At 70.0% G+C, this 24,811-nt stretch carries 19 protein-coding genes; 11 read left to right on the top strand and 8 right to left on the bottom strand.

The window, feature by feature from the left end:
- Positions 1 to 64: 64 nt before the first annotated feature.
- Positions 65 to 1,099, top strand: a complete 1,035-nt coding sequence (locus ACPXY0_RS18420; protein ID WP_423927109.1) for a class I fructose-bisphosphate aldolase — start codon at positions 65 to 67, stop codon at positions 1,097 to 1,099.
- On the opposite strand, the gene hutF is transcribed toward ACPXY0_RS18420, so the two are convergent.
- Positions 1,096 to 2,463, bottom strand: a complete 1,368-nt coding sequence (hutF, locus tag ACPXY0_RS18415) for a formimidoylglutamate deiminase (protein ID WP_423927107.1) — start codon at positions 2,461 to 2,463, stop codon at positions 1,096 to 1,098. The two genes, ACPXY0_RS18420 and hutF, sit on opposite strands and share 4 nt — an antisense overlap.
- A 121-nt stretch (positions 2,464 to 2,584) precedes the next feature.
- On the opposite strand from hutF, the gene ACPXY0_RS18410 reads away from it, so the two are divergent.
- The 3 genes from ACPXY0_RS18410 (at position 2,585) to ACPXY0_RS18400 (ending at position 11,928) form a co-directional block, all read left to right on the top strand.
- On the top strand, positions 2,585 to 5,950 hold the full coding sequence (locus tag ACPXY0_RS18410) for a TonB-dependent receptor (protein WP_423927105.1): 3,366 nt from the start codon (positions 2,585 to 2,587) through the stop codon (positions 5,948 to 5,950).
- A gap of 103 nt (positions 5,951 to 6,053) precedes the next feature.
- Positions 6,054 to 9,419, top strand: a complete 3,366-nt coding sequence (locus tag ACPXY0_RS18405; protein WP_423927103.1) for a TonB-dependent receptor — start codon at positions 6,054 to 6,056, stop codon at positions 9,417 to 9,419.
- A 52-nt stretch (positions 9,420 to 9,471) separates the two neighbouring features.
- Complete coding sequence (locus tag ACPXY0_RS18400) at positions 9,472 to 11,928, top strand: choice-of-anchor B family protein (protein ID WP_423927101.1); 2,457 nt, start codon at positions 9,472 to 9,474, stop codon at positions 11,926 to 11,928.
- A 36-nt stretch (positions 11,929 to 11,964) separates the two neighbouring features.
- On the opposite strand, the gene ACPXY0_RS18395 is transcribed toward ACPXY0_RS18400, so the two are convergent.
- The 4 genes from ACPXY0_RS18395 to ACPXY0_RS18380 form a co-directional block, all read right to left on the bottom strand.
- Entirely contained in the window at positions 11,965 to 12,363 is a 399-nt protein-coding gene (locus ACPXY0_RS18395; protein WP_423927099.1) for a type II toxin-antitoxin system VapC family toxin, read from the bottom strand.
- The gene (locus tag ACPXY0_RS18390; protein ID WP_419934481.1) at positions 12,347 to 12,598 is read right to left on the bottom strand and encodes a type II toxin-antitoxin system Phd/YefM family antitoxin; all 252 of its coding nucleotides are present in this window, start codon (positions 12,596 to 12,598) and stop codon (positions 12,347 to 12,349) included. The genes ACPXY0_RS18395 and ACPXY0_RS18390 overlap by 17 nt, the downstream gene beginning before the upstream one ends.
- An 80-nt stretch (positions 12,599 to 12,678) precedes the next feature.
- Positions 12,679 to 13,929 (bottom strand): MFS transporter, encoded by a 1,251-nt coding sequence (locus ACPXY0_RS18385; RefSeq protein WP_419934480.1) that lies wholly within the window; start codon positions 13,927 to 13,929, stop codon positions 12,679 to 12,681.
- A 62-nt stretch (positions 13,930 to 13,991) separates the two neighbouring features.
- Positions 13,992 to 14,882, bottom strand: a complete 891-nt coding sequence (locus ACPXY0_RS18380) for a cyanophycinase (protein WP_419934479.1) — start codon at positions 14,880 to 14,882, stop codon at positions 13,992 to 13,994.
- A gap of 232 nt (positions 14,883 to 15,114) precedes the next feature.
- Between ACPXY0_RS18380 and ACPXY0_RS18375 the strand changes: the two genes are divergently transcribed.
- From ACPXY0_RS18375 to ACPXY0_RS18365, 3 genes are read left to right on the top strand one after another with little or no spacing between them, the layout of a single operon-like run.
- A complete protein-coding gene (locus ACPXY0_RS18375) occupies positions 15,115 to 15,603 on the top strand; it encodes a hypothetical protein (RefSeq protein ID WP_423927096.1) in 489 nt (162 codons plus the stop codon).
- Between the two features lie 4 nt (positions 15,604 to 15,607).
- Positions 15,608 to 16,903: an aminotransferase class V-fold PLP-dependent enzyme gene (locus tag ACPXY0_RS18370; protein ID WP_423927094.1), complete on the top strand. Its 1,296-nt coding sequence runs from the start codon at positions 15,608 to 15,610 to the stop codon at positions 16,901 to 16,903.
- 39 nt (positions 16,904 to 16,942) lie between these two features.
- Positions 16,943 to 17,440, top strand: coding sequence for a hypothetical protein (locus ACPXY0_RS18365; RefSeq protein WP_423927092.1), 498 nt, complete (start codon positions 16,943 to 16,945; stop codon positions 17,438 to 17,440).
- A gap of 66 nt (positions 17,441 to 17,506) precedes the next feature.
- On the opposite strand, the gene ACPXY0_RS18360 is transcribed toward ACPXY0_RS18365, so the two are convergent.
- The 3 genes from ACPXY0_RS18360 to ACPXY0_RS18350 are packed head-to-tail and all read right to left on the bottom strand — an operon-like array spanning position 17,507 to position 18,818.
- Positions 17,507 to 17,737 carry a thermonuclease family protein gene (locus ACPXY0_RS18360; RefSeq protein WP_423927090.1) on the bottom strand — a complete coding sequence of 77 codons (231 nt, stop codon included), beginning with the start codon at positions 17,735 to 17,737 and terminating at the stop codon, positions 17,507 to 17,509.
- Positions 17,734 to 18,045, bottom strand: a complete 312-nt coding sequence (locus tag ACPXY0_RS18355; protein ID WP_423927088.1) for a hypothetical protein — start codon at positions 18,043 to 18,045, stop codon at positions 17,734 to 17,736. The genes ACPXY0_RS18360 and ACPXY0_RS18355 overlap by 4 nt, the downstream gene beginning before the upstream one ends.
- Positions 18,042 to 18,818, bottom strand: a complete 777-nt coding sequence (locus ACPXY0_RS18350; RefSeq protein ID WP_423927086.1) for a DUF6503 family protein — start codon at positions 18,816 to 18,818, stop codon at positions 18,042 to 18,044. Before ACPXY0_RS18350 ends, ACPXY0_RS18355 begins: the two co-directional genes overlap by 4 nt.
- A 120-nt stretch (positions 18,819 to 18,938) precedes the next feature.
- Between ACPXY0_RS18350 and ACPXY0_RS18345 the strand changes: the two genes are divergently transcribed.
- The 4 genes from ACPXY0_RS18345 to ACPXY0_RS18330 are packed head-to-tail and all read left to right on the top strand — an operon-like array spanning position 18,939 to position 24,777.
- Complete coding sequence (locus ACPXY0_RS18345) at positions 18,939 to 19,526, top strand: FKBP-type peptidyl-prolyl cis-trans isomerase (protein WP_423927084.1); 588 nt, start codon at positions 18,939 to 18,941, stop codon at positions 19,524 to 19,526.
- Between the two features lie 19 nt (positions 19,527 to 19,545).
- Positions 19,546 to 20,385, top strand: coding sequence for a fumarylacetoacetate hydrolase family protein (locus ACPXY0_RS18340; protein WP_423927082.1), 840 nt, complete (start codon positions 19,546 to 19,548; stop codon positions 20,383 to 20,385).
- 22 nt (positions 20,386 to 20,407) lie between these two features.
- Positions 20,408 to 21,568: a cellulose biosynthesis cyclic di-GMP-binding regulatory protein BcsB gene (locus ACPXY0_RS18335; protein WP_423927080.1), complete on the top strand. Its 1,161-nt coding sequence runs from the start codon at positions 20,408 to 20,410 to the stop codon at positions 21,566 to 21,568.
- The gene (locus tag ACPXY0_RS18330) at positions 21,502 to 24,777 is read left to right on the top strand and encodes a M14 family metallopeptidase (RefSeq protein ID WP_423927078.1); all 3,276 of its coding nucleotides are present in this window, start codon (positions 21,502 to 21,504) and stop codon (positions 24,775 to 24,777) included. The genes ACPXY0_RS18335 and ACPXY0_RS18330 overlap by 67 nt, the downstream gene beginning before the upstream one ends.
- Positions 24,778 to 24,811: the final 34 nt, after the last annotated feature.

The following is a 24,811-nucleotide window of genomic DNA, read 5'->3' as shown; positions in this document are numbered from 1 at the left end:
AGTTGCCCCGACCCAAGCCATCAACAGCACGATCCATCACCATCCATACGGGCCGGAGGGAAGCATGAAGCAGCAGCTCGTCCAGATCGCGGAGGCCATGGGGGCCAGGGGCAAGGGAATCCTGGCGGCGGACGAGAGTTCGGGGACGATCAGGAAGCGGTTCGAGGGGATCGGCGTCTCGTCGACCGAGGACAGCCGCCGCGACTATCGGGAGATGCTCTTCCGGACGAGCGAGGCGCTTCGGGACTGCATCTCCGGCGTCATCCTGTTCGACGAGACCCTCCGGCAGTCGGCCGCGGACGGCACGCCGCTGGTGCAGCTCATCTCGGACGCCGGCTCGATCCCCGGCATCAAGATCGACAAGGGCGCGAAGGATCTGGCGGGCGCGCCGGGGGAGACGGTCACCGAGGGGCTCGACGGGCTGCGCGAGCGGCTGGCCGAGTACTACGAACTCGGTGCCCGCTTCACGAAGTGGCGCGCCGTCATCGACATCGGGCGGGGCGGCGACCGCTCGATCCCGAGCGCCTACTGCATCGGGGCGAACGCGCACGCGCTCGCCCGCATGGCGGCCCTCAGCCAGGAGCAGGGACTCGTCCCCATCGTCGAGCCGGAAGTCCTCATGGACGGCGACCACGACATCGATCGCTGCTTCGAGGTCACCGAGGCCACGCTCAAGCAGGTCTACATGGCCCTCTTCCACCAGCGCGTGCTCCTGGAGGGTTCGGTCCTCAAACCCAACATGGTGCTGTCGGGCAAGCTGTGCGCGGAACAGGCGGGGGTCGACGAGGTGGCCGAGAAGACCGTGCGCTGCCTGAAGCGGGCCGTCCCCTCGTCCGTGCCCAGCATCGTTTTTCTCTCGGGCGGCCAGTCGGACATCGAGGCCACGGCGCACCTCAACGCGATGAACGCGGCGTACGATACGCCGTGGAATCTGAGCTTCTCATACGGCCGGGCGCTCCAGGCGGCGCCGCTCAATGCCTGGGGTGGCCGGGCGGAGAACGGTCCCGTGGCGCAGGCCGCGTTCGCGCACCGCGCGCGCATGAACGGGCTGGCGACAGAGGGCCGCTGGTCGATGGAGCTGGAGCAGGCCGCCGCCTAGATTACCGTGGGCTGCCAGGCCCGGAGGGCCCGCATCGCCCCGGCGAAGCCGGCTTCGATCTCGGCCTCGCGCGCGAAAGAACCGCGCTCGACCAGGCGCTCACCCGCCACGTACACGGCTTCGATGTCGCGATCGTCGCCGGCGACGAGCCACGCGTCCATGACCGTCTCCAACCCGTGCCCCAGCGTGTGGGGCGAGTCCCGACCCAGCACGACGAGATCCGCCCGGTAACCCGGCTCGATGCGCCCCAGCCGCGAACCTCCGGCGCGGGAGCCTCTGACCGCCTCCGCCCCGCCCCTCGCCAGCCATGACCAGATGGTCGCCCCCGCGCCCTCCGCCGTGGCCAGCCGCGCGCGCCGTCGATCCCTGAGACGCTGGCCGTACTCGAGCTGGCGCGCCTCTTCGATCGCGGAGAGCCGCACGTTCGCGTCGGTCCCGATGGCCGCGCCGCCCCCTCCGAGGAAGTGCTCGCGGGCGGCGAAGATTCCGTCGCCCAGGTGGGCTTCCGTAAGCGGGCAAAGGACGACTCTCGCCCCGGCGCGGCGAAGCCGGTCGCGCTCCGGGGCCGTCGCGTGCGTCGCATGCACGAGGCTCCAGCGCGGACCCAGTTCGATCGTGTCGGCGAGGAGGTCGATCGGCGTCCGGCCCAGCCTGGCGCGACACTCCTCGACCTCCCGCTCCTGTTCGCTGATGTGGATGTGGATGGGAGACTCCGCGCCGAGCAGCGCGTCGGCGCCCGACACGAGTTTCTCGAGGTCGGCCGGCGGCACCGCGCGGAGCGAGTGCGGCGCAATTCCGGCCGTCGCGGCACCAAGCCCCTCGACCGTTGACAGGAAGTCGCCTACGGATGCGTGCGCGAACCGCCGCTGCTCCGGCAGGATCTCCTCTCCGCCGAAGCCCGAAGTGCGGTAGTAGACGGGGAGAAGACTCAGCGGGAGCCCGACATCCGCCGCGGCGGCGAGCACCGCTTCGGTCATCTCGCGCCCGCGGCCACCATCCGGACCGTGGTGGAGGTAGTGGAACTCCGCGACGTGGGTGAACCCCGCCCGGAGCATGCGGGCGTACCCGTGGCGCGCCACGGCGAACAACTGCTCCGGCGTGATCGACCCGGCGAGCCGGTACATCGCCTTCCGCCAGCTCCAGAACGAGTCCCCGCCCCGCGCCTCCTCTCCGAAGCCGGCCAGGGCGCGCTGGAAGATGTGCGAGTGCGCGTTGGGCATGCCGGGGATCGCGAGGAAACCATCGTACGGTCCGCGCCGGGCGCGGACCGTACGAATCGTGCCATCGTCGGCGATGTCGATCGACCGGTCCCGCTCGAGGCCCCGCGGGCTCAGGATCGCGCGAAACGTCAGAGTGGTGTTCACGGCTCCGACAATACTCGGGCGGCCCGCAAACCGGGTAGCCCGCTTCTCCCGCCGTACACGACATCGGGTGCCCCGACGTTGTTTTTGGGGAGGTGGGACTTCAGACACGGAACTTTCGGATATGAGCGGTCGGAACGCGGCAAGTCGTCTCGCGAGTTTCGTGCTGATCGGGCTGGCCGTGGGACTGGCCAGCCTCCCGTCGGCGGTCGCCGGCCAGGGCGTTACGACGGCCGGCGTTTCCGGGCTGGTCCTCGACCCGGACGGGCGCCCCATCGCGGGGGCCCGCGTCGAGTTTCGTCACGTCGAAACGGGCGCGACCCACACCACCGTGAGTGACGAGGCGGGCCGTTTCAGCCTGAGCAACCTTCGGCCCGGCGGCCCCTGGACGCTCGAGGTCACCCGCATCGGCCTCAGCCCCGTGACGCGCGAGGATCTGACGCTCAGCGCCGGGCAGCGGCTTCGTCTCGAAGTCCAGCTCTCCGAAACGGCGGTCCCCCTCCCCGAACTCGCCGTCCGCGTCGAGACGGATCCCGAGTTCGACCCCACGCGGATGGGCACGACGACGGTCGTCAACCGCGAGGTCATGGAGGCCCTGCCCACGATCTCGAGGGACTTCACGGGATTCGCCCGACTCTCGCCGCTGGTCGTTGTGGACGAGATGGGGACGTCGGTGGCGGGGTCGAACATCCGTTTCAACAACATCCAGGTCGACGGCGCCCTCAACCAGGACGTGTTCGGCCTGTCGCCGACCGGCGTGGCCGGGGGGCAGGCGAGGGGCCGGGTGATCCCGCTCTCGGCGATCGAGGAACTCCAGGTGCTCGCGGCGCCCTACGATGTCCGTCAATCCGGTTTCACGGGGGGCGTCCTCAACGCCGTGACGCGGACGGGCTCCAACGATTTCCACGGATCCGCGTTCGGCTTCTTCCGCAACGATGCGCTCGTCGGCGACGCGGTGATCGGCGGCCGCCCACGGGCGCCGGGGGAGCTGGAGAACGTGTTCGCGGGCTTCGACGCCGGCGGCCCCATCGTGCGTGATCGCCTGCACTTCTTCGTCGCGGGCGAGCTGGAGAGGCGAGAGCGGCCGCCCGATGGATTCACCGTGGGGGTCGACGAAATCGTGCGCACGAAACTCGATCCGGACTCGGTGGCGCGCGTATCGAACCTGCTCTCGGGCTACGGCGTGGACGCGGGCGAGGCCGGCCTGTACACGCTGGAGAACAATCTGGCGAACGTGTTCGCGCGCATCGACGCCCGTCCCGACGCCGACAACTCGCTCATGCTGCGCTACAACCTCGCCTACGCCGCCGACGACCCCGCCGCCAACCGGCTCGCGGGGGATGCGTACGAGATGTCGTCCACCGGGACCCGGATCGAGTCGCGCAACCAGTCGATCGGCGCACAGTGGCTCTCGACGCTGAGTCCCGGGTGGTCGAACGATCTGATGGTGAGCGTTCAGTTCCTCCGCGACCGGGAGACGGCCAACGCGCTCTACCCCCGGATCGAGGTCGATCTCCAGGGCGGGGTCCCCGGGGCGGGTTTCCGGAGGGAGTTGCGCGCGGGATCCAACTATTCCGGCCCGGACGGCGAACTGGATCAGAGCATCCTGCAGATCTCGAACGCGCTTACGCTGTCGCTCGGAGACCACCATCTGACCATGGGCGCCGGGTTTGACCGATTCTCCATCCGGCGCGGCTACCTGCCGGGCAGCCTCGGCAGCTACTTCTTCCGCTCGGCGGACGACCTGGAGGCGAACACGCCCTCGGAATACGTGATCCATGTGCCGGTCTCGGCGGACGCGGGCACGGCGCGGTTCTCCGTGAACCAGCTCTCCGCGTTCGTCCAGGAGGAGACCCGGATCGGGGAGCGGCTGAACGTCCGGCTGGGTCTGCGCATGGATGTCCCCTTGATGCCCGATGCTCCGGCCCACAACCCGGCCGTTGAGCGTTCGTTCGGCCTCGGCACGAGCGAACTTCCGAGCGGGGTCGTCCATTTCTCGCCGCGGGCCGGCTTCAACCTGGGCCTCGGCGCGGACCGCGGCACGCAGATCCGGGGCGGTGCGGGATTGTTCACGGGCCGGCCACCCTTCGCGTGGCTCGCCAACGCCTACCAGAACACGGGGCTCTCCTCCGTGTTCGTCACCTGTCGAAGGCGGAACCTCGGGGTGCCGGACCCTGAGATCGTGCCGGGCTTCGATCCGCTCGCGCCCCCTCCGACCGCCTGCGCGGACGGGTCGAGCGGCACGTTCGGGGTTCCCACCGTGACGGCGTTCGACCCGGACTTCCGGTTCCCCCGCGACTTCAAGACGTCGCTCGCGATCGACCACCGCCTGCCGGAGGGCTTCGTCCTCTCGCTCGAGGGGCTCTATACCCGCGCGGTGAACCAGATCTCGTTCGAGGATGCCAACATCGGGCTTCCCATCCTCGAGAGCCAGCGAATGGAGGCGAACGGCTTCACGTACGGCTTCGGGTACTCGCGCCGCGAGGTGTTCGGGAATCCCGCCGCCGGCAACGAGTACGTCGACCCGCCTCCGGGCGCTCCCCCAAGCCCACGGGAACCGATCTTCATCCCGCGACGGCGGGACGGGGCGTTCGGACAGGTCATCAAGATCGGCGACCGTGCGCGGAATTTTTCGTACGCGCTGAGCGCCCGGCTCCGCAAGCGGTTCGGCGACGAGCTCTCCGTGGACGTCGGATACGCCTTCAACCGCTCCGCCGACGTGCGCAGCCTCGCCTCGCTCGATGCGATCCAGAACTTCGGGTTCACGGCCGTCGAAAGGGACCCGAACAACCCTACGCGGCAGGCGTCTCTCTTCGACCGGCCGCATCGGATCGTGGCGAGCGCGATGGCCGTCCTTCCGCGGTTGGTGGGGGGCGGCAGGCTCTCGCTGCTGTATGTGGGGCAATCGGGGAGGCCCTACTCCTACGTGTATGCCGACGACATCAACGCCGACACCTACCCCGGATTCGGACGGGCCCTCGACCTCGCCAACGACCTCATCTTCGTGACGGAGGGAGGGTTCGACTTCCCCGGGGGAGGGCGGACCCCGATCAGCGGCCTCCTCTTCGAGCAACTCCTCGCCCAGGAAACCTGCCTGCAGGAAAGCCGGCTGCGGATCCTGCACCGAAACGCGTGCCGGACACCGTGGTCACACGAACTGGATTTCCGGTTCAGCCAGCCCCTCCGCCTGGGCGTCGCCGACGTGACCCTGACCCTCGACGTGCTCAACGTCCTGAACCTCATGAACCGCGAGTGGGGGCACGTCCAGACGGTGAACCCGGTCGTGCAACTGCTGAGCGTCAAGGACCGGATCGCAGGCGACAACCTGAGCGGCATCTTGCCCCGGGACCCCAACCCGCTCCGGGCACGCTACGCAGGTCCTCTCCAGACCGGAGACAGCGGCGGTGTGCGCGCCTCGGTCCCCTACCTGCCGCAGATCGGGGCCTCCCAGTGGCAGGCGCAGTTCGGCGTCGCCATCCGCTTCCGCTAGCAGCCGCTGGTGGCGGCCCTGCGGCACGGCCTGCAACAATGAGGGCTCCGGCGCTGTTTTCTCCGGCGCATCCGGACACTCCGGACATGAAGAGGGGGACACCATGACAAGGGTTCTTGCGAGCCGCGCCGCGCGCTTCGCGCTGGTCACCGTCGCCCTCGCAGGCGTGACCGGGCCGACGGCCCTCTCGGCGCAGGGGGTCACGACGGCCGGCGTGGCCGGCCGCGTAGTCGATGCCGCCGGCGCGCCGGTCGCAGGCGCCCGCATCGAGTTCCTCCACACCCTCACGGGGGCGAGCCATACCGCCCTCAGCGACGCCGACGGCCGTTTCAGCCTCGCCAATCTGCGGCCCGGGGGTCCCTACACGCTCGAAGCCACGCGCATCGGGATGCAGAGGGTGACCCGGGAAGACCTCACGCTCAGCGCCGGGCAGCGGCTCCGACTGGAGATCGAACTCTCCGAGGAGGCGGTCCCCCTGCCGGAGCTGTCCGTCCGGGTCGAGACGGATCCCGAGTTCGATCCCGCGCGGATGGGGTCGACGACGATCGTCAACCAGGAGACGCTCGAGAACCTGCCCACGATCTCGCGGGACTTCACGGCGTTCGCCCAGCTGTCGCCGCTCGTGACGATAGACGAGATGGGCGTCTCCGTCGCCGGTTCGAACTTCCGCTACAACAACATCCAGGTCGACGGCGCCCTCAACCAGGACGTGTTCGGCCTCTCGCCGACCGGCGTCGCCGGCGGCCAGGCGCGGGGACGCGTGATCCCGCTCTCGGCGATCGAGGAACTGCAGGTTCTGGTCGCCCCCTACGACGTGCGGCAATCCGGGTTCACGGGGGGCGTCCTGAACGCGGTCACCCGGACCGGCGGGAACGAGTTCCGTGGCTCCGCCTTCGGGTTCATCCGCGACGACGCCCTCGTCGGCGACGCGGTGATCGGAGGTTTCGCGCGGGAGTCGGGCGACCTGGACAACCTGTTCGCCGGTTTCGACATCGGCGGTCCCATCGTGCGCGACCGCCTGCACTTCTTCGTGGCCGGCGAGGTCGAACGACGCGCACGGCCGCCCGACGGTTTCACGGTGGGCGTCGACGAGGCGGTCCGTTCGCAGCTCGATCCGGACTCGATCGCCCGGGTCTCGGACATCCTCGCGGGCTACGGTGCGGACGCCGGCGAGGCGGGGTTGTACACGCTCGAGAACGACCTCGCGAACCTGTTCACGCGGTTCGACGCGCGCCTCGACGACAACAACTCACTCATGCTGCGCTACAACCTCGCGTTCGCGGCGGACGATCCCGCGCCCAACCGGCTACCGGGGGACGCGTACGAGATGTCGTCGATCGGGACCCATATCGAGTCCCGGAATCACGCGGTCGCCGGCCAGTGGCTCTCCACCCTCAGTCCCCGGCTGTCGAACGACCTGATGGTGAATGTGCAGTTCCTCCGCGACCGGGAGACGGCGAACGCGGCCTACCCGCGCGTGGAGGTGCAGATGCAGGGAGGCTCCTCCGGCCGCGGATACCGGCGTGAACTGCGGCTGGGGTCGAGCTTCGCGGGGAACGACAACGAACTCGATCAGGACATCGTTCAGATCTCCAACGCGCTCTCCCTGTCGCTGGGGAGCCATCATCTCACGTTCGGGGGCGGGTTCGAGCGCTTCTCGATCCGGCGCGAATACCTTCCGGGGACGGTCGGAAGCTACCTCTTCAATTCGATGGATGACCTCGCGGCCAACACGCCCTCGGAATACGTCGTCCACGTCCCGCTCAGGGACGACGCGGCCACGGCGCGCTTCCACGTGAACCAGTTCTCCGCCTTCGTACAGGAGGAGGCACGCGTCGGGGAAGCCCTGAACGTTCGGCTGGGCCTGCGCATGGATGTGCCGGTCATGCCGGACTCGCCCGCTGAGAATCCGGCGGTCCGGCAGTCCTTCGGCGTGAGCACGAGTGCACTCCCGAGCGGCACGCTTCTCCTCTCGCCGCGGGCCGGCTTCAACCTCGGGCTCGGCGAGGGCCGGAGCACGCAGATCCGGGGCGGGCTCGGACTGTTCACGGGGCGGCCGCCGTTCGCGTGGCTCGCCAACGCCTATCAGAACACGGGACTCACCTCCGCCTTCCTGACCTGCCAGCGGCGGAACATCGGCGTCCCCGACCCCGAACTGGTCCCGGCCTTCGATCCGCGGGCACCGTCCCCGACGACGTGCCCGGACGGGAGGGGGCCGGAGTCCGCGACGCCCATCGTGACCGTGTTCGATTCCGACTTCCGCTTCCCGAGGGACTTCAAGGCGTCGCTCGCGATCGACCAGCGTCTCCCGGCGGGATTCGTGCTGTCGCTCGAGGGGATCTACACGAAGGCCGTGAACCAGATCGCGTTCGAGGACCTCAACATCGGTGCGGCCGTCGGCGCCGGTGAACGGACGCCGGAGAACGGTTTCACTTACGGATACGGGTACGGGACCCGGGTGACGTTCGGCGACCCCGGGGCCGGGAGCCAGTTCGTCGATCCGCCGCCGGGCAATCCGCCGGACGCGCGGGAACCGATCTTCTACCCGCGCCGCGTCGACGAGGCGTTCGGCCAGGTCATCCGGATCGGCGACCGGGCGCGGAACTTCGCGTACGCGCTGAGCGCGCGCCTCCGCAAACGGTTCGGCGAGCGGCTCTCCGTGGACCTCGGGTACGCGTTCAACCGGTCGGCGGATGTCCGGAGTCTCGCTTCGCGCGACGCGATCTCGAACTTCGGGTTCACCGCGATCCAGGGCGACCCGAACGACCCGAGCCTCCAGAGTTCGCTCTTCGACCGGCCCCACAAGCTCGTGGGGAGCGCGACGGCGACGCTCCCGGAGAAGCTCGGGGGTGGCCGGATTTCGGTCCTCTACGTGGGACAGTCCGGGAGGCCGTACTCCTACGTGTACGCCGACGACATCAACGGCGACGCCTATCCCGGGCTGGGACGCGCACTCGATATTGCCAACGATCTCATCTTCGTGACCGAGGGGGCGTTCGACTTTCCCGGAGGAGGAAGCGCACAGATCAGCGGCCTGCTCTTCGAAGGGCTCGTGGGCCAGGAGCCCTGCCTCCAGGAGAACCGGCTCCGGATCGTGCACCGGAACGCGTGCCGGACGCCGTGGTCGAACCAGGTGGACGTTCGCTTCAGCCAGGGCTTCCCGGTGGGCGGCACGGAGGTGGTCCTCACCTTCGACGTCCTCAACGTCCTGAACCTGTTCAACCGGAACTGGGGTCACGTCCAGGCCGTGAATCCGGTCGTGCAGCTTCTCAGCGTGGAGAGCCGGATCGAAGACGACCCCGAGCCGAACAGCGTCCTTCCGGAGTCCGATGATCCGCTGCGGGCCCGCTATGTCGGCGCGCTCCAGACGGGCGAGACGGGCGGCATCCGGGCCGCGGTCCCCTATGTTCCACAGATCGGCGCGTCGCAGTGGCAGGCCCAGTTCGGCATCGGAATCCGTTTCCACTAGCCACCAGCCACCGGCCACACTTTCGACAGCTCGAATCCCGGAGTTCAGGATCATGCGCACACGTCCCTTCGCGATTCTCCTTCTCCTGGCCGCGGCGGCGGGTCCGGCGGCGGCGCAGACCCACGCCGGGAGCCTCGACAATGCCGCGGCGGCCCCGATCATCGGCTTCGGGGCGGCGGCGGTCGTCTCCGGCGGGGAGATCTTCGTCTCACGGCCGGGTGAGTTCGTGGCGTTCCCGATGCCCGGGTCGGAAGCCGGCAGCGTCCACGTGTTCCGCCGGGGCGGGGGCGGCTGGACGGAGGTCGCCACCATCGACGCCCCGAGCGGCCTTTACGGAGACGGCTTCGGGACGGCGCTGGCGGTCCAGGGCGATGTCCTCGTCGTGGGCGCACCAAAGGAGAACGAGGACCGTGGAGCCGCATACATCTTCGTCCGCGAAGGCAATACGTGGGGTCTCTGGGAGCGGCTGGAGGCGCCGGACGCGCAGCCGGGCGACGCGTTCGGCTCCTCGATCGCGATCGGGGCCGATGCGGAGAGCGGGCTCATCGGCGCGCCGGGACGCGGGGCCAGCGGCTCGGTCTTCGCCTACCTCGGCGGCGGCGCCGACCTGACGCCGGTCGAACTCAGCGGCTCCGGCGCGCCCGCCGACGCCCGTTTCGGGGCGTCCGTAAGCATGGAGGGCGACCTGGCGCTGATCGGCGCCCCCGGCCCCTTCAGTCTCAACAGCTACGGTCCGCCTCCGCAGTTCCAGGCCGGGACGGGCTACGTATTCCGTCGCGTCGGCGACGGGTGGGACGAGGGCGGCCGGCTGACGACGCCCGCCGGCGCCGGGGCGGCCGGCCTGTCGACGCTGCTCGTGAACGGCGAAGCGCTCCTCGGCGCGCCGATCGCCAACCAGGGACGCGGGGCGGTCTTCCGGTTCGGTGCCGACGCCGACGGATCGTGGTCCCAGACCGGGACGATCGGGGGGACCCCGTCTCCGGGCGCCTTCTTCGGCTACTCGCTGAGCCGAGCCGGAGACCAACTCATCGTCGGCGCTCCCGGCACCGAGGGTCTCATCGGCCAGGCGCACGTCCTGGCCCCCGATGGCGGCGGGGCGTGGCGCGAGGAAACCGTGCTGCGGGCAAGAACCCGGGGCCTCATGGGCTTCATGGGCAACTCGGTGGCGGCAGACGGAGGGCTGGCGGTCATCGGCGCCCCGGGGTCGGAGTTCTTCGAGGGCATCGGCTTCGTTTTCGAGCGCGACATCGACGGTGCGTGGAGCGAGGCCACCCCGTTCCACGAGGCCGAGTCCGGGCTGGACGCGGTCACCGGAGAGGAACGGCGTTGCCCCGACGATGGCATGGTGGCGGGCTTTGACTGTGCCGATGTAGATCTCGTCTCCTTCCTGCCGGCCCTCGAAGTCGGGGGCTCTCGCGGAATCATGGTGAGCGACATCTGGGGCTGGGTCGACCCGCGGACGGGCCGCGAGTACGCGATCCTCGGCCGCTTCGACGGTACCTCCTTCATCGACGTGACCGACGCCGAGAACCCGGTCTATCTGGGGGACCTCCCGCTCACCGAAGGGGCGATGCCCAATCTCTGGCGGGACATGAAGGTCTACGCCGACCACACCTTCATCGTGGCGGACAACGCGGGCGAACACGGGATGCAGGTGTTCGACCTCACACGGCTGCGGGATGTGACCAACCCTCCGGTCGAGTTCGACGAGGATGTGCTCTACGCGGAGTTCCACTCGGCGCACAACATCGTCATCAATGAAGAGTCGGGCTTCGCCTATGTGGTCGGTGGAAGCGGCGGCGGCCAGACGTGCGGCGGCGCCCTGCACATGGTCGACATCCGGGATCCGCTGAATCCCACCTTCGCCGGCTGTTACGCGGACCCCGACACGGGAAACGCGGGATCGGGCGGTTACACGCACGACGCGCAGTGCGTGACCTACCGGGGTCCCGACGCGGATTACGCGGGCCGGGAGGTGTGCTTCAACGCGAGCGCGACGAAGCTCGGCATCGGCGATGTGACGGACAAGGATAATCCCACGCCGATCTCGAACGCCTCGCACCCCAACGTGGCCTATTCCCACCAGGGGTGGTTGTCGGAGGACCAGCGGTACTTCTACCTGAACGACGAACTGGACGAGATCCAGGGCCTCGCGACGGGGACCCGGACGCTGGTGTGGGACGTGCAGGATCTCGACGAGCCGGTCCTCGTGCGTGAGTTCGTGCAGGACAATCCGGCCACCGACCATAACCTGTATGTCCGCGGCGACTTCATGTACCAGTCGAACTACGTGAGCGGACTCCGGATCTTCGACATCTCGGATCCCGAGAACCCCGTCCCGGCCGGCTTCTTCGACACGGTGCCGGGGAGTCCGGACCAGCCGGGTTTCGCGGGATCCTTCAGCAACTACCCGTTCTTCCCCTCCGGCAACATCATCGTGTCGAGCATGCGCGAGGGGATCCCCAAACCGTTCGTGCTCAGGAAGCGGGAGACCGCCCTCGTGCCCTAGTCGGCGTGGCGTAGCGTCCGCGCGGCTGGCTAGGGCTCATGACAGCGTTTCCACCAGGTTCGCTTCAATGATCCTGCGGTCGTGCGTCAGCAGCGTCGCGCCGAACACCCGGGCTGTGGCGACGAGGATCCGGTCTGCGGGATCCCGGTGGAAGGAGTCGGGCAGGGCGGCGAGTTCCGCCGCGATGGCCGGCGAGATCCCCTGCCGCCTGACGAGGGGCGGGGCGACCGCCTTGTCCAGCCACTCCCGCAAGGGGACGGCCAGCAGGATGCGGCCCAGGTCGCAGAGGGCAGCGATTTCCCAGAGCGAGATGTCCGACACGAGCAACGGCGAATCGACGCTCGCGGACGCGACGACCTCCCGCTGCTCCGGCGAGAGTCGCGAGACATCGTTCAACCACCAGATCAGGACGTGCGTGTCAAGCAGCGCCGTCATCGCCGAGACTCTCCCAGTGGTCTTCGGGAACGGCCGGTCCCACGATGTCGCCGACGATGGTTACCGTGCCCTTCAGTTCCCCCTGAGGGTACTCGGCCCGGGCTCGGCTTGGAGGCCAAAGTTCGGCCACCGGCCGTCCACGCTTGAGGATGACAACGCGTTCCCCCGTCTCACGGACGCGATCGAGGATGGCGAGGCAGCGGGCCTTGAAGTCGGATGCGTTGATCGTTTCCATATGACCAGTATTGATGACTGGTCATATCATGTCAAGCAGGTTCGGATTCCGTGTGCTGTTGTCGGAAGAGACGGCGTCGCTCAGTCGGCGGAGGCGCGGGTGACGCGGCGAAAGACGAGGGCGGCGAGGAGGCCGATGGCGCCGAAGCCCGCCACGGCCGCGAACATGTGCTGGTGCCCCGGGAGACCCGGTGAACGGTCCAGCAGGACGCCCATCAGCGGCCCCATGAACACGTCGGGCGTGAAGCCGAGCACGGATACGACGCCGGCCGCACTCCCCGTGTAGGCGAGCGGCACGGCGCCCTCGGCCAGGAGGGCGAAGTAGACGCCACGGAGCGCGTAGATGCCCACGCCGGCGGTCACGATCGTGGCGATGAGCATCCAGGCCGGGCCGGGGACGAGGACCCCGGACGCGATCAGGAGGCAGCCGCCGATCAGGATCGCGAAGCCTCCGACGATGACGCGGGAAGAGTCGAGGCGGTCGCCGAGGTAGCCCGCGGTGACGGCTGCCGCGGCGCGGACCCAGAGCGAGAGCGTACTCACCCCCGAGGCCTGCACGTCGTCGAATCCGAGCGCGTCCCGCGACAGGAGCGAGAAGTCGTCCGTCGCCTTGTACCCGGTGTAGGCGCAGACGACGATGACGGCCTGCAGCCACACGGCCGGCATGCGGCAGGCGGCCCTCACGCCTCTCAGGGAGAGCCTCTGCCGCCCGCCGGCCTCGTCGCGGGGCGTGCTGTCGGGAACGAGGATCCATACCAGCGCCGCGATGCCCAGCGTGATCCCCGTGAAGACCCAGATCACCCCGCGGAAGGCGACGGCTCGCTGCTCCAGCGTGGCTGACGGCACATCGCTCGGGAGGAGCGCGGCGAAGATGGCCACGGAGAGCGACGCGACGAGCGCCGCGAGCAGTCCGCGTCCCCCGTCAAGCAGCCCGTAGGCACGTCCCTGCTGCGAATGGCCGCCCCACTCGCGGATGGCCCGGATCATCGCCGCCCAGAAGAGGAGGATGGTCGTCATCCCCCAGAAGGCCCACAGCAAGTTCATGATCCGCGGCGGGGGGAAGCCCGCCAGTACGATCCCCCCGAGTCCGGTCGCGAGGAGGGCGAGGGCCATCAGCCGGCGGGCGGAGTACCGGTCGGCGAGCGGTCCGCCGGCGAAGTAGGCCGCCATCGCCACGACCCCGTACAGCGAGAATGCGGTGCCCAACTCCAGGTTGGTGATCCCGAATACGTCGAGCAGCGTCGGCCGGAAGACGCGCGCGAGGACGAAGGGGAGGAAGAAGGCGGTCTCCCCGGCCGCGATGAGGGCGAAGAGGACGAGCCCTCGCCTCATCGGACTCCCCTCCGGGTGCGGGTCAGCCGTCGCGTCGGCCAGTCAGCCGCCGGGCGCGCGGGTCACCGTTCGGGCCGGCGGCGCGGCCACGGGCTCGCCTCGACCCGTCCCAGCGGCGCGAACTGTCGCGTCGCGCGATAGGCCTGACGCTCCGCCAGGTCGAACTGGTCCCCCGGCGCGAGGAAGTAGAAGAGGCCGCCGCTGTCGAGCATGCTCTGGTTGTCGTAGATGGCCACGTACGACTCCCCAATCACCTCGAAGCGGTCTCCTTGCACGACGATGGCCGTGTTCTCGTCGATCCCGATCCCCAGAAGTTCGGGCCTCGCTTCGATGATCTCGATGAGGTCGAACTGCCGGTTGCGCTGAAGGAGGTGCTGGTCCACGGCGGTGTTTCGCAGGAACCCGAAGCCTTCTTCATGGCTCCCCATCATGACCGTGTTCGTAGCCGTGTCGCCGCGGGCCAGGTACGACCCCTGGATCGTCGCGCCGGCCGACGAGCCGCCGATCACGCCGCCACGTTCGAGGAGCGCCCACAGTTCCTCCTCGGTCCGGGTCCCCATGTACGAATCGACCAGGCGCCACTGACGCCCCCCGGTGAACCAGACGCCGCTCGCCTCCCGGATCGCCGCCACGAAGGCCTCGCTGTCCGCTTCGTCGCGGTCGTTCGTGTGCCGAAGCGTGAGGTTCCGGACGCCAGCCAACTGGAAGGGTCGCAGCCCGCCGAAGGACAGGTCGTACGACTCCTGTCCGGCGGCCGTGGGGATGACGACGATCCGGGCGCCGGGCCCGCCCGCCAGTTGCACGAAGCGGTCCACGATCTCCGGGCTTTGCATCGCGCCCCCCACCACGACGAGCGCTCCGTTGGCCGGGCCGACTTCCTGCGCCGCGATCTCGACCGTGCCGACGGCCGCCAGCGCGAGCAGGCCGCAGGCCGCGCTCAAGGCCGCGCTCAAGGCTGTGCTCGACGCTCTGCGCATCGCCCTCGTTCCTCGCATGGTTCGACCCTCCCGCTGCGGTGGCGCCGGACGCCGGAATCGTCCGGCCGTCCGGTATCCCGGCCTCTCACCGGGGGATGGCACGGTAAGCCGATCGCCGATTCCGGGCGAGGCTCGGGCCCGGAACGCGCTTGTCGCCCACCGCGGGCCGCGCCACGTTGCGGGCCTGACCACCACGGGAGGCTCGGCCATGTACGCATCGTCCACTACGCTCGTCGGCTCTTCCGTTTGCCTGGCCGCATTCGTCGCGGGGATCGCGACCTTCCCTTCCCCGCCGGCCGGCACCTCGCTGGCGCCGCAAGCCGACGCCCTCGAGGGCGCGTGGGCCGCTCACGAGTACGTCCTCGCGACCGGCCCGCGACACCCCGTCCGGGGACGGATCATGTTCACGAGCGGGGAATGGCAGGTCCTCTTCTTCGTCATGGACGGGGACGAACCGAAGCGCGGCTCGGGCGAAGGCGGGCGCTACACCTTCGACGGCGAGACCCTGACCTTCGAGCACCTCCATCACCTCTCGATCGGACGTACGATGGCGGGGCTGCCGGCGAGCCCGCTCGCCATGACCGCGAGGGAGGGCGACGGTCCGCTCGAGCCCACCGGCGTCGAGATCGACGGAGACGAACTCAGACTGCTTTTCCCGAGCGGAAACTCGATGTCCTTCGTTCGCATATCCGGGTGATGCCATGACCGATTCGATCAAGGTCGGGCCCGGACTTATGGATCGGCGGGCGTGGCTCCGGCTGGGCGCCGGAGGCGCGGCCGCGCTGGGCCTCCCCGCCTGCGCGGCGTGGAACGAAGGGGAGCAGCCCTCCGGAGAGCCGCCCCCTCTCCGACCTCCCGCAGGGGTGGAGGACGACGACTGGGAGGATGTACGCGCACACTTTCTCGTCGAGCCCGGTACCGCCTATCTCAACAACGCGAGTATCGGCATGCCACCGCGGGAGGTGATCGACGCCGTGGCCGCGGGCTACCGAGCGATGGCCGAACTCCCCGCCCGGGGCCGCTCGGACCTCTCGGCCCGGATCACGGAGCATGTCGTCCCCGGACTCGCCCGTCTGTTCTCGGTCGATGCGGACGAACTCACGCTCACGCGGAACGCGTCGGAGGCCCTCCACCTGCAGAGCATTGGGGTCCGGCTTGATCCCGGCGATGAGGTCCTGATCACGAGTCAGGAGCACCCGGCGGGGCGTCGGCCGTGGGAGTTCCGGCAGGCGCGCGACGGGATCGGGGTGAATCAGGTGTTCATCCCCAGCCCGCTGCCGGCCGAAGAGGAGATCCTGTCCCGGATCGAGGACGCGATCATGCCGCGTACGCGCGCGGTCGCCTTTTGCCACGTCACGCGGGGCGGCCACCTCTACCCCGTGCGGGCGATCTGCGGGCTGGCGCGGGAACGGGGCCTCGTGAGTCTGGTGGACGGCGCGCAGGCCGTGGGACAGTTCCCGATCGACCTGTCGTCACTCGGCTGCGACGCGTACGCCGTCAGCCTTCACAAGTGGATGCTGGCTCCGGCCGGTACCGGCTTCCTGTTCGTGCGGCGGGACGCGCGCGACCGCATCCGCACGGCCTTCGCCCCCGACGCCACGCTGGAACAGCCGCAGTTCGAGCCCCCGGGCACGGCGGCCTTCCCGGTGCGCGCCGCGATCGGCTCGGCCGTCGACTTCGTCACGACCCTCGGCGTCGAGACGGTGGAGGCCCGGTGCCGTTCCCTCTCGGACCATCTGAAGTCCCGGCTCGCGGATATGCCCGGCGTTACGCTACTGAGCGGGGCCCGTGACCGAAGCGCGCCCGGCTCGACCATCTTCGAGAAGGAGGGCCTCGACGCGGTGGCGGCGGTGGAGGTGATCGAAAACCTCGCTTCGGCGCACATCGACGAGCACCAGCGCGACGGACACAACGCGATCCGGGTCTCCACGCACATCTACAACACGACGGCGCAGGTGGACCGCTTCGTCGAGGCCCTGGCCCGGGCGACGGGCTGAGGGGACGCGGCCGGGAGACCCTCACTTCGGGAGGCACGAATGATCCGGTCCAGACGCAACGCAGGGATCGCGGCAGGCGTCGCGATCTTCCTCATCGGCGTGACCGCCTGCGCCAGCAGCGAGTCCGGCGAATCCGACAGCGCCGGCGAGGAGCCCGCTGCCGCCGCATCGGGCGATATGGCGTCGCAGGAGGGGGCGATCTACGAGGTCCGCAACTATCACTTCGACCCGGCCCGCTTCGACGAGTACGCGCAGATCGCGAGAGGCGAGTATCTCCGCTATCTGCGCGAGCACCTCGATATCGTCGGGTTCTGGGTCGATTCCGGGATCTCCGCCGAGGTCCGGGGCGCGGAGCAGGACGAACTCGGCTCGGCGAACATCACCTGGGTCATCCGCTGGGCGTCGAAGGCCGAGCGCGATGAGAAGCTGCCCCAGGTCCTCGGCACGCCCGAATGGAGGGAGATCTTCGCCGAAGTCCCGGGCGGGGGCGCGAGCTACCTGAGGGTCGAGTCCCGGTTCATGGAGTCGCTCTACTGACGATGGGCGCTCCGTCGGCGGCGATCGCCTGGCTGGCGGCGGTCACCTGGCCGGCGGCGCGAGTCGTCAGCAGCGGTCCTGCCGGAAGTCGGCCGGCCGGCAGGTGAAGCCCCACTCCGCCCACAGCCCCCGCCCGGCGGCCGACGCCGCGGCCTCCGCCGCCACGATCCGCTCCTCGTAGCGGCGGTTGGGTGGGAAGATGAAGGCCAGCGCGTACCCGCTCGCCACCATGCGCTCGTTGAGCATCGCTCCGCCCGGGAGGTGGAGGTAGGCGAGATCCCGGCCGAAGGTGTTCACGAGTTCGATGTCGTACTCGACCGTGAGCGCGGTCCGGACCGGGCGACGCGCAGCAACTCCTCGCGGGCGAGGCCACCCCACGGTTCCTGGGCGATCTCCGGGGCGTCGATCGACAACAGACGGATCTCACGACCGTCCGCGCAGCGGATCGAGTCGCCGTCGATCGCGAAGGAGAGGACGCACTCCGCGCTCGCCACGGGAGGCGGAGGGGGAGGCGCGGCCGGCGTCGACCCCGAGCACCCCGCGACCGCCAGCGGCGTGACGGTGGCCGCGACCGCGAGCGACGGAACCCCGTGGGGGGACTTCACGGACCGACGCGGATCTCCCCGACCTCGTCCGTCCCCAGATGCCGTCCGTCGGCGTTCACGTACCACGCCCTGAGCCGCGGCAGCCGGATTCCGCCGCCCTCGACCAGCTCCTCGAACGTGATGTACTCGCCGTCGTTCGCGCTCTCGTCGCGGTAGAAGCGGCAGCCCACGAGCTGCGCCGTCCCGGGGTCGAAGTAGAAATACCACGTGTCTCCGCCGACTTCGGGTTCGTACGTCACCTTCACCGCCTGCACCGGCCGGTCCATGAACGTCGTCTCGATGACGTCGGGCTCGAGGTACGCGCCGGGGTCGGCGATCTTCATCGGAAGACCGGCCAGAAAGCCGTAGTAGCTGCGCCAGAACATCCCGTCCTCGCGGTGCAGCCGCATGCTTTCGCGGTCCGCGGCGGGGAGGTCCGGCTCGGCGATCCCGTCGACGGTCGCCGACCAGCCGTCCGTCGTCGTCTCGTACTCGATCCCGGAGCCGCGGTAGCGGCCGGAGAGGGCGAAGTCGCGCTCGTCCGCGCCGAACCGGAGGTTCACGGCGACCCTCTCGCCCCCTTCGCCGTCGGTCCCGACCCACGACATCGAGATCGCCTCGCTTCCCCATACGCCGTTCGGGTCGTGGAAGGCGACGGACCGCGCGACGAGGTCGAGTGCGGGGGTGGTCTCGGCCTGGTCGGCCTGGTCGGCCGCACCGTCGTCCCGCGAGGGAGGGGCATCGGCACAGGCGGTGAGGAGGACCGGGGAGACGGCGAGGACAAGTCGGAACATCGGGTGAGTCTTCATATCACGATACTAGCAGGCCGCGTTGAAACGCCGCTACATTCGGGCGATCCGACGACTCTCCGCGCTCTGTCCCGCGGCGGATTCTCTCGACACCGGAGGACTCTCATGCAGTTGGATCGAACAGCCACCTGGTTCCGTCGGCTTCCGGCCGTGCTGCTGCTGCCCCTGGGCGCGGCGTGCGGCGGTGACGCCGCGGAGGACGCCGAACCTGCGGAGAGTGCGGAGAGTGAAGCCGAGATGCCTGCGATGGCCGAGGCCTCGGACGCGCCCGAGGGCGTGATCACGGACGTGCGCGAGATCACCTTCGTGGCGGAACTCGATGTCGATCTCGACGCGATGGAGGAGACCGAGAGCGGACTTTTCATTCAGGTGCTGCGGGCGGGGAGCGGTCCGCCGGCCGGTTTCGGCGACGAGATGGGCGTCCACTACACGGTGCGGCTGCCGAACGGGAGCAAGGTCGATTCGAGCCACGACCATGCGCCGCCCGAGCCGCTCGACATGGTCCTCGGATCGACCGCGCTGATCGACGGCTGGGTGGAGGGCGTGACGGGCATGCGGCTGGGGGAACGGCGCCGGCTGGTGCTCCCGTACGACCTCGCATACGGCGCGGAAGGCCGGCCGGGGATCCCCCCGTACAGCCCGCTCGTGTACGAGGTCGAACTCGCCGATCACGTGCCCGCCGGAGAGGGCTGAGGGGAGTCGGGACGGCCACATGACCGCATACATCCGGTACGTCGCGCTCGACGGCGGGGAGGGAGACGATCGCGGCGGCGGCGATGACCGCGCCCGCTGGGGCGTCATCGAAGATGAGGTCGTCGCCGACGGCGTCGTGGAAGACGGCTACGTCGAGGAACTCGCGGCGCCCCCCTTCGAGGGGGAGGTCCGCACGGGCCGTGGACGCCCGCTCGATCAGGTCCGCCTCCTCGCGCCGACGACGCCGTCGAAGGTCATCGCGGTAGGCCTCAACTACCGGAGCCACCTCGACAACAACCCCCTCGGCAGGCGCGAGGCCCCGCCCGCGCCGGGTCTGTTCGCCAAGCTTCCCTCCTCGATCGTCGGTCCGGACGCACCCATCCGGATTCCGCCGGATGCGAAGATCGTGCATGTGGAGGGGGAAGTGGTCGTCGTGATCGGCCGTCGGGCGCGCAACGTGAGTCCGGGCGAGGCCGACGACTTCATCTTCGGCGTGACGGCGGGCAACGACGTGAGCGAGCGCGTCTGGCAGCGCAACGACCTGCAGTGGCTGCGGGCCAAGGGCAGCGACTCGTTCGGCCCCCTCGGGCCGCGGATCGCGACCGGCGCGGACTGGAGCGACCTGCGGCTGCGGACGCGCCTCAACGGGCGGGTCGTGCAGGACGCGCGCACCCGCGACCTCATCTTCTCCATCCCCGAGATCGTGGCCTACACGAGCCGCTACGTCACGCTCCTCCCCGGCGACGTGATCTATACCGGGACGCCCGGAAAGACCGCGGCGATCTCGCCCCGCGATCGGGTCGAGGTCGAGGTGGAAGGCGTCGGGGTCCTGGCCAACCCCGTGGAGGCCGGCCTGTAAACGGACGGGACAGGAACTGGACATGAAGACGCTCGCGAAACGGCGGCCGCTTGCCGCCACCCTCACCCTGGCGGCCGCGTTCGCGATGCCCCCGGCCGCATTGGCCCCGGGGGCGGGATCGAGCCTTCCCGGTTCTCTCTCCGCTCAGGAGCCCCCCGACCCCCCCGACCTCGCGTCGCTGTTCGACCTGGGGACGCTCGTACTCGACACGAACGGCGACAGCGTGCCCGACTTCGTGAACGTGGCGCTGATCCTCGGAGACGACCCCTCGGCGGCGGTCCTCGCCGCGGCGGGAGAGGTCGCGGCGCGGCTGGGGTTCGAGACGATGGCCATGGATCTGCCGCTGTCGCGGGCCGCCGCGGGAGAGGAGATCGCGGTCGTCATCGGGCGCGCCGGGCTCGCGGCCTCCGGGCTCGGGTCCCCGGGGATCGATCCAGCCTCGCTGGATTCCGGCGAGGGGGCGGTGGCCGTGCGACAGGAGGGCGGGCGCACCTGGGTCCTGGTCGTCGGCGGGGACGATGAGGGGCTCCAGGCCGCGGCCCGCCTGTTCGCGGGCGTGCTCCCCCACACCCGGACGCTCTCGACGGCGAAGCTGGATCGCGTGCGGGAGGATCTGACCGCGGCGCTCGAGGACGGGGGGGTAGCGGTGGCCGACGTGCGTCTGACGCAGGCACGGGCCCGGGCCGGCCAAGCCGGCGTCGGACGGGTCATCGCCGAGGTCGCGGTGGCCGACGCGGACATCGGAGCCGCGGAGGAGGCGCTGCGGGCGCTGGCCGCCGGCGACGAAGCGCCCGATCCGGACGAGGCGCCGGAGGCCGAGCCGGAAACGGAGCCTGAGGCAGAGGCAGAGCCGGACACCGAGGGGGCCGGCGAGGCTCCGCGAGACCCGCTCGCCTACCCCGGGCTGGAATCCGTGGAGGCGAGGCTGACGGGCGGCCCCACCATCCGGATCGCGGGGCGTGCCCCGCCCGACCGCCCCGGCCCGGTCGCGGGCCGGCCGGGCAGCGGCGGCAAGGACGGGATGGACCTCTCGAACCTGTACACGTCCGACGGCCTGCTCGGCGGCGGGCTGATCCCCGACCGCGTCGACGCGATGCTCGCGCCCGGCGAGGACGGGTGGACGGGCTGCCCGACCTCGCGGGCCGCCTCGGGCTCGAATCGACCGGCCTGGTCGTGCCGCTGACCGAGTCCGCCTCGGCGATCGACCGGCCCGGCGGGCGCCCCACGCTCGTGCTCGCCGGGGTCGACAACCCGCTCACGCGGCAGCTCGCCGACAGCGCGCGGATCGACCTCGGGGCGCTGGGGCCCGGAGAAGGGCTCATTCAGGTCGTCCCCGAGGCGTTCGGTTCGAAGCCGGCGCTCGTGGTGACGGGCGCGGACGCCGCCGGGGCGGAGCGCGCGCTCGACCAGCTGGCCCTGACGTTTCCGCACCTGGCGGAGCGAGGGGACGACCGCCCGACGGTCGACGATGTCGAGCGCGGGCTGTGGGACGCGCTGTCGGGGCACGCGCCCGTGGGCCAGGCGGCGACCGGCCTCTACAAGCTCGGCCGCATCGCCGACGAGCTCGCCGAGCGGCAGATCGCCCGCGCGCACGTGCTGATGTCGGTCGAGAAGGCCGACCCCGGTCTGGAGGCGTACGTGCGCGGGCGTGCGGCGGAGGCGCTGGGCCTCGCCGACATCGGCGTCACGATCGACGACCGCGACGTCCAGCGGGCGGCCACCATCTTCGCCGATACGCTCACGCTCCCGTCCGAGGTCGACCGCTTCCGGGAGCTGTTCCGGACGCAGGTCCTGCCCGCGGCGGGTTCCGCCGGGCCCATCCGCGTCGAAGCCCGCCTCAGCGAGCCCCCCGAGATCCGCCGCCAGCTCGAACAGGAGGCGCGGGAGGCGCTGATCGATGCGGGCGCGTCGCCCTCGGCCGTCGAGGTGCGCGTCCTGTCCGCCTTCAAGCAGGGCTACTCGTGGCTCGAGGAGGTCATCCTCCCGCAACTCCGGGGCCCGGAGAGTGGCCGGGTGGGTGGCGGGGGCGCGAGCCGGGACATCGGGGAGATCGTCATCCGCTTCCGGCGCAACGACCCGCCCGCCGAGTGGCCGCAGCAGGCGATCCAAACGCCGGTCCGATGGCTGCACGAGATCTTCCCCATCGACGAGGTCCTCGCCCGCGAACTCGGCCTCGAACTGGAGCAGGTGCGCTTCGAGGAGACGACCGAAGGGCCGATCTACGAGGTCGCCGTCACGGACGGAGACGGCGCCGAGATCGTGCGGGACAGCTTCGAGCCCCGCTGGGTGCTGCGCCCTTACTTCGACCGCTTTCAGGACTACGAGCACGTCCGCGTCACGACCGGCTGGATCCACGCCGCCGCGGATGCCCGCACGCTCGTGGACGAGCGGATCGTGACGGACCCCGAGGCCTTCTGGGACCACTACCAGGGCGTCGTGCTCCCCGCCGTCTACGACTACGTGATGGAACGGCACGATGGGATCCCGACGGGCGGGAGCGCGGACGCGCCCTATTTCGGCGCGCTGACGGTCGAACTCGCCATGAGCGAGCCCGACTATCGGCTCGAGATCGACAACGAGATCCACGCCCCGATGGACGCGCTCCACGAGGAGATCTACTTCGGGACGATCGAGTTCTTCGACGTGCTGGGGCGGAACTCGCGCGGGCAGGGCCTGACCTTCCCGGGCCGGATCCTCCCGGTCATGCGGCCCCGGGCGGACGGGGCGCCGGCGGAGTTGCGCGTCAACTTCACGGGCTTCGCCACCTCGAGGCCCGCGGTGGTCGTGGCCTTCGAGGACGCGGCGGGCGCGGCGGACACGATGCGGCTCGACATCCCGAGGACCGGGCTCGAGCGGCCGTCCGCGCGGCTGGCCGTGGTGCGGGCCGGCGAGCCCGGGATCGCCCACCTCGGCCTCCGCGTGCGGGTCGATACCGACGCGGACGTGCGCGACAGCCTCCTCACCTACGCGCCCGCAGAACAGGTGGACCGGAGCATGGTGTCCGCGGAGCAGATCGAGGCGACGCTCCGCGAGATCGAGGCGCTGCGCGCGGCGGGCCTCTACACGTCAGAGCTGGCCTGGGCCGGACTCGGCTCGCTCGAGGTGTGGGCCGAGTGGACCCATGAGCAGGACCCCGACTCGCGCCGCACCGCCCACCTCGCGGCCAACGGGACGCCGCCGGCTCTGCCGGATTGGCGCTCGCTCCTCCCGGAGGGCTGGAGCTACGGCGGCGAACCCCTCGTCCAGTGGGAGACCCCCATCCCGCCGCCCGAGGGTCACGAGATCCTCGCCAGGATGGCCGACGCGTTCGACGAAGCCACGATGTACAAGGTCGGCGAGTCCTACCTCGGCAAGGACATCTGGGCGCTGGATCTCATGCCCCCGGTCGCGGCCTCGCACTGGTCCCGGGTCAAGGCGACGACCTTCAAGCCCACGGTCATCTATTCCGCGCGCCAGCACGCGAACGAGGTCTCCTCGACGAGCCACGTGCTGCGGCACGCCGAACTCCTCCTCACCGACCCCGAACAGCGGCGCAAGCTGAACGAGGTGAACGTCGTCATCCACCCCTTCACGAACCCGGACGGGGCTCAGCTCGCGTACGACCTGTACCGGATCACCCCCGACTTCATCCTTCACGCCGGCTATCTGGGGTCGCTGGGGATCGACGCGACCTCGGGTTCGGGCGACGACCACCCGATCTATCCCGAGGCGCCCGTCCGAAACCGGCTCTGGAGCCGCTGGCTGCCCGACATCTTCCTCAATCCGCACGGGTACCCGTCTCACCAGGTCGTGCAGCTGTTCAGCGAGTACACGGGTCTCGTGCGACGGGGTCGGGTGACGGAGCGCAACTGGGGATTCAACAAGGGCTGGTTCATGCCGGGCTTCGGGTACGTCGACAGTCCGGACCACCCTCGGCATCGGGACGCGGCGTTCGAGATCCGCGACTACATCACGCGCGGCATCAACTCGAACCGCGACGTGTTCGAGATGAACCAGCGCAACTACGCGCGCTACCGCCGCTACGGGGCGGATCACGATCCGGACGTGTTCCGGCTCCCCATGACGGACAGCGTCCTCATCCAGATGCCGCTCAAGGGCTCGAGCGGCGAAAGCCGGTTCGGGTTCGACTCCGACATCACGATCTGGAGCGGAACGACCGAAGCGCCGGACGAGACCGCCTACGGTCCCTGGATGGAGCTGGTCGCCAAGGCCGGGCTGTCGTGGGACCAGGCGCTGCTCGACTACCTGTACGAGGGAGAGCATGAGGTGAAGCGCTCGGGCTCGTCGTTCTTCGGGGGGGTGTCGCTACGCCTGAACCGGCCGCGGCCGCCCGAGGACGAGTCGGAATCGGAGGAGGACGAGGCCGTGACGACGGCGGGACCGGGCGGCTGAACGCCGGCACTTGCCCCCGGCTCGGTCTCGAAAT

This window comes from Candidatus Palauibacter sp. (assembly GCF_965237495.1).
Classification (GTDB): domain Bacteria; phylum Gemmatimonadota; class Gemmatimonadetes; order Palauibacterales; family Palauibacteraceae; genus Palauibacter.
Note: the sequence above shows the minus strand (reverse complement) of the source record. Positions and strands in the feature narration are given on the sequence as shown.

Coding starts and splice junctions, on each gene's coding strand:
- ACPXY0_RS18420 (WP_423927109.1), top strand. CDS start 65: ATGAAGCAGCAGCTCGTCCAGATCGCGGAGGCCATGGGGGCCAGGGGC.
- ACPXY0_RS18410 (WP_423927105.1), top strand. CDS start 2,585: ATGAGCGGTCGGAACGCGGCAAGTCGTCTCGCGAGTTTCGTGCTGATC.
- ACPXY0_RS18405 (WP_423927103.1), top strand. CDS start 6,054: ATGACAAGGGTTCTTGCGAGCCGCGCCGCGCGCTTCGCGCTGGTCACC.
- ACPXY0_RS18400 (WP_423927101.1), top strand. CDS start 9,472: ATGCGCACACGTCCCTTCGCGATTCTCCTTCTCCTGGCCGCGGCGGCG.
- ACPXY0_RS18395 (WP_423927099.1), bottom strand. CDS start 12,363: ATGACGGCGCTGCTTGACACGCACGTCCTGATCTGGTGGTTGAACGAT.
- ACPXY0_RS18390 (WP_419934481.1), bottom strand. CDS start 12,598: ATGGAAACGATCAACGCATCCGACTTCAAGGCCCGCTGCCTCGCCATC.
- ACPXY0_RS18385 (WP_419934480.1), bottom strand. CDS start 13,929: ATGAGGCGAGGGCTCGTCCTCTTCGCCCTCATCGCGGCCGGGGAGACC.
- ACPXY0_RS18375 (WP_423927096.1), top strand. CDS start 15,115: ATGTACGCATCGTCCACTACGCTCGTCGGCTCTTCCGTTTGCCTGGCC.
- ACPXY0_RS18370 (WP_423927094.1), top strand. CDS start 15,608: ATGACCGATTCGATCAAGGTCGGGCCCGGACTTATGGATCGGCGGGCG.
- ACPXY0_RS18365 (WP_423927092.1), top strand. CDS start 16,943: ATGATCCGGTCCAGACGCAACGCAGGGATCGCGGCAGGCGTCGCGATC.
- ACPXY0_RS18350 (WP_423927086.1), bottom strand. CDS start 18,818: ATGTTCCGACTTGTCCTCGCCGTCTCCCCGGTCCTCCTCACCGCCTGT.
- ACPXY0_RS18345 (WP_423927084.1), top strand. CDS start 18,939: ATGCAGTTGGATCGAACAGCCACCTGGTTCCGTCGGCTTCCGGCCGTG.
- ACPXY0_RS18340 (WP_423927082.1), top strand. CDS start 19,546: ATGACCGCATACATCCGGTACGTCGCGCTCGACGGCGGGGAGGGAGAC.
- ACPXY0_RS18335 (WP_423927080.1), top strand. CDS start 20,408: ATGAAGACGCTCGCGAAACGGCGGCCGCTTGCCGCCACCCTCACCCTG.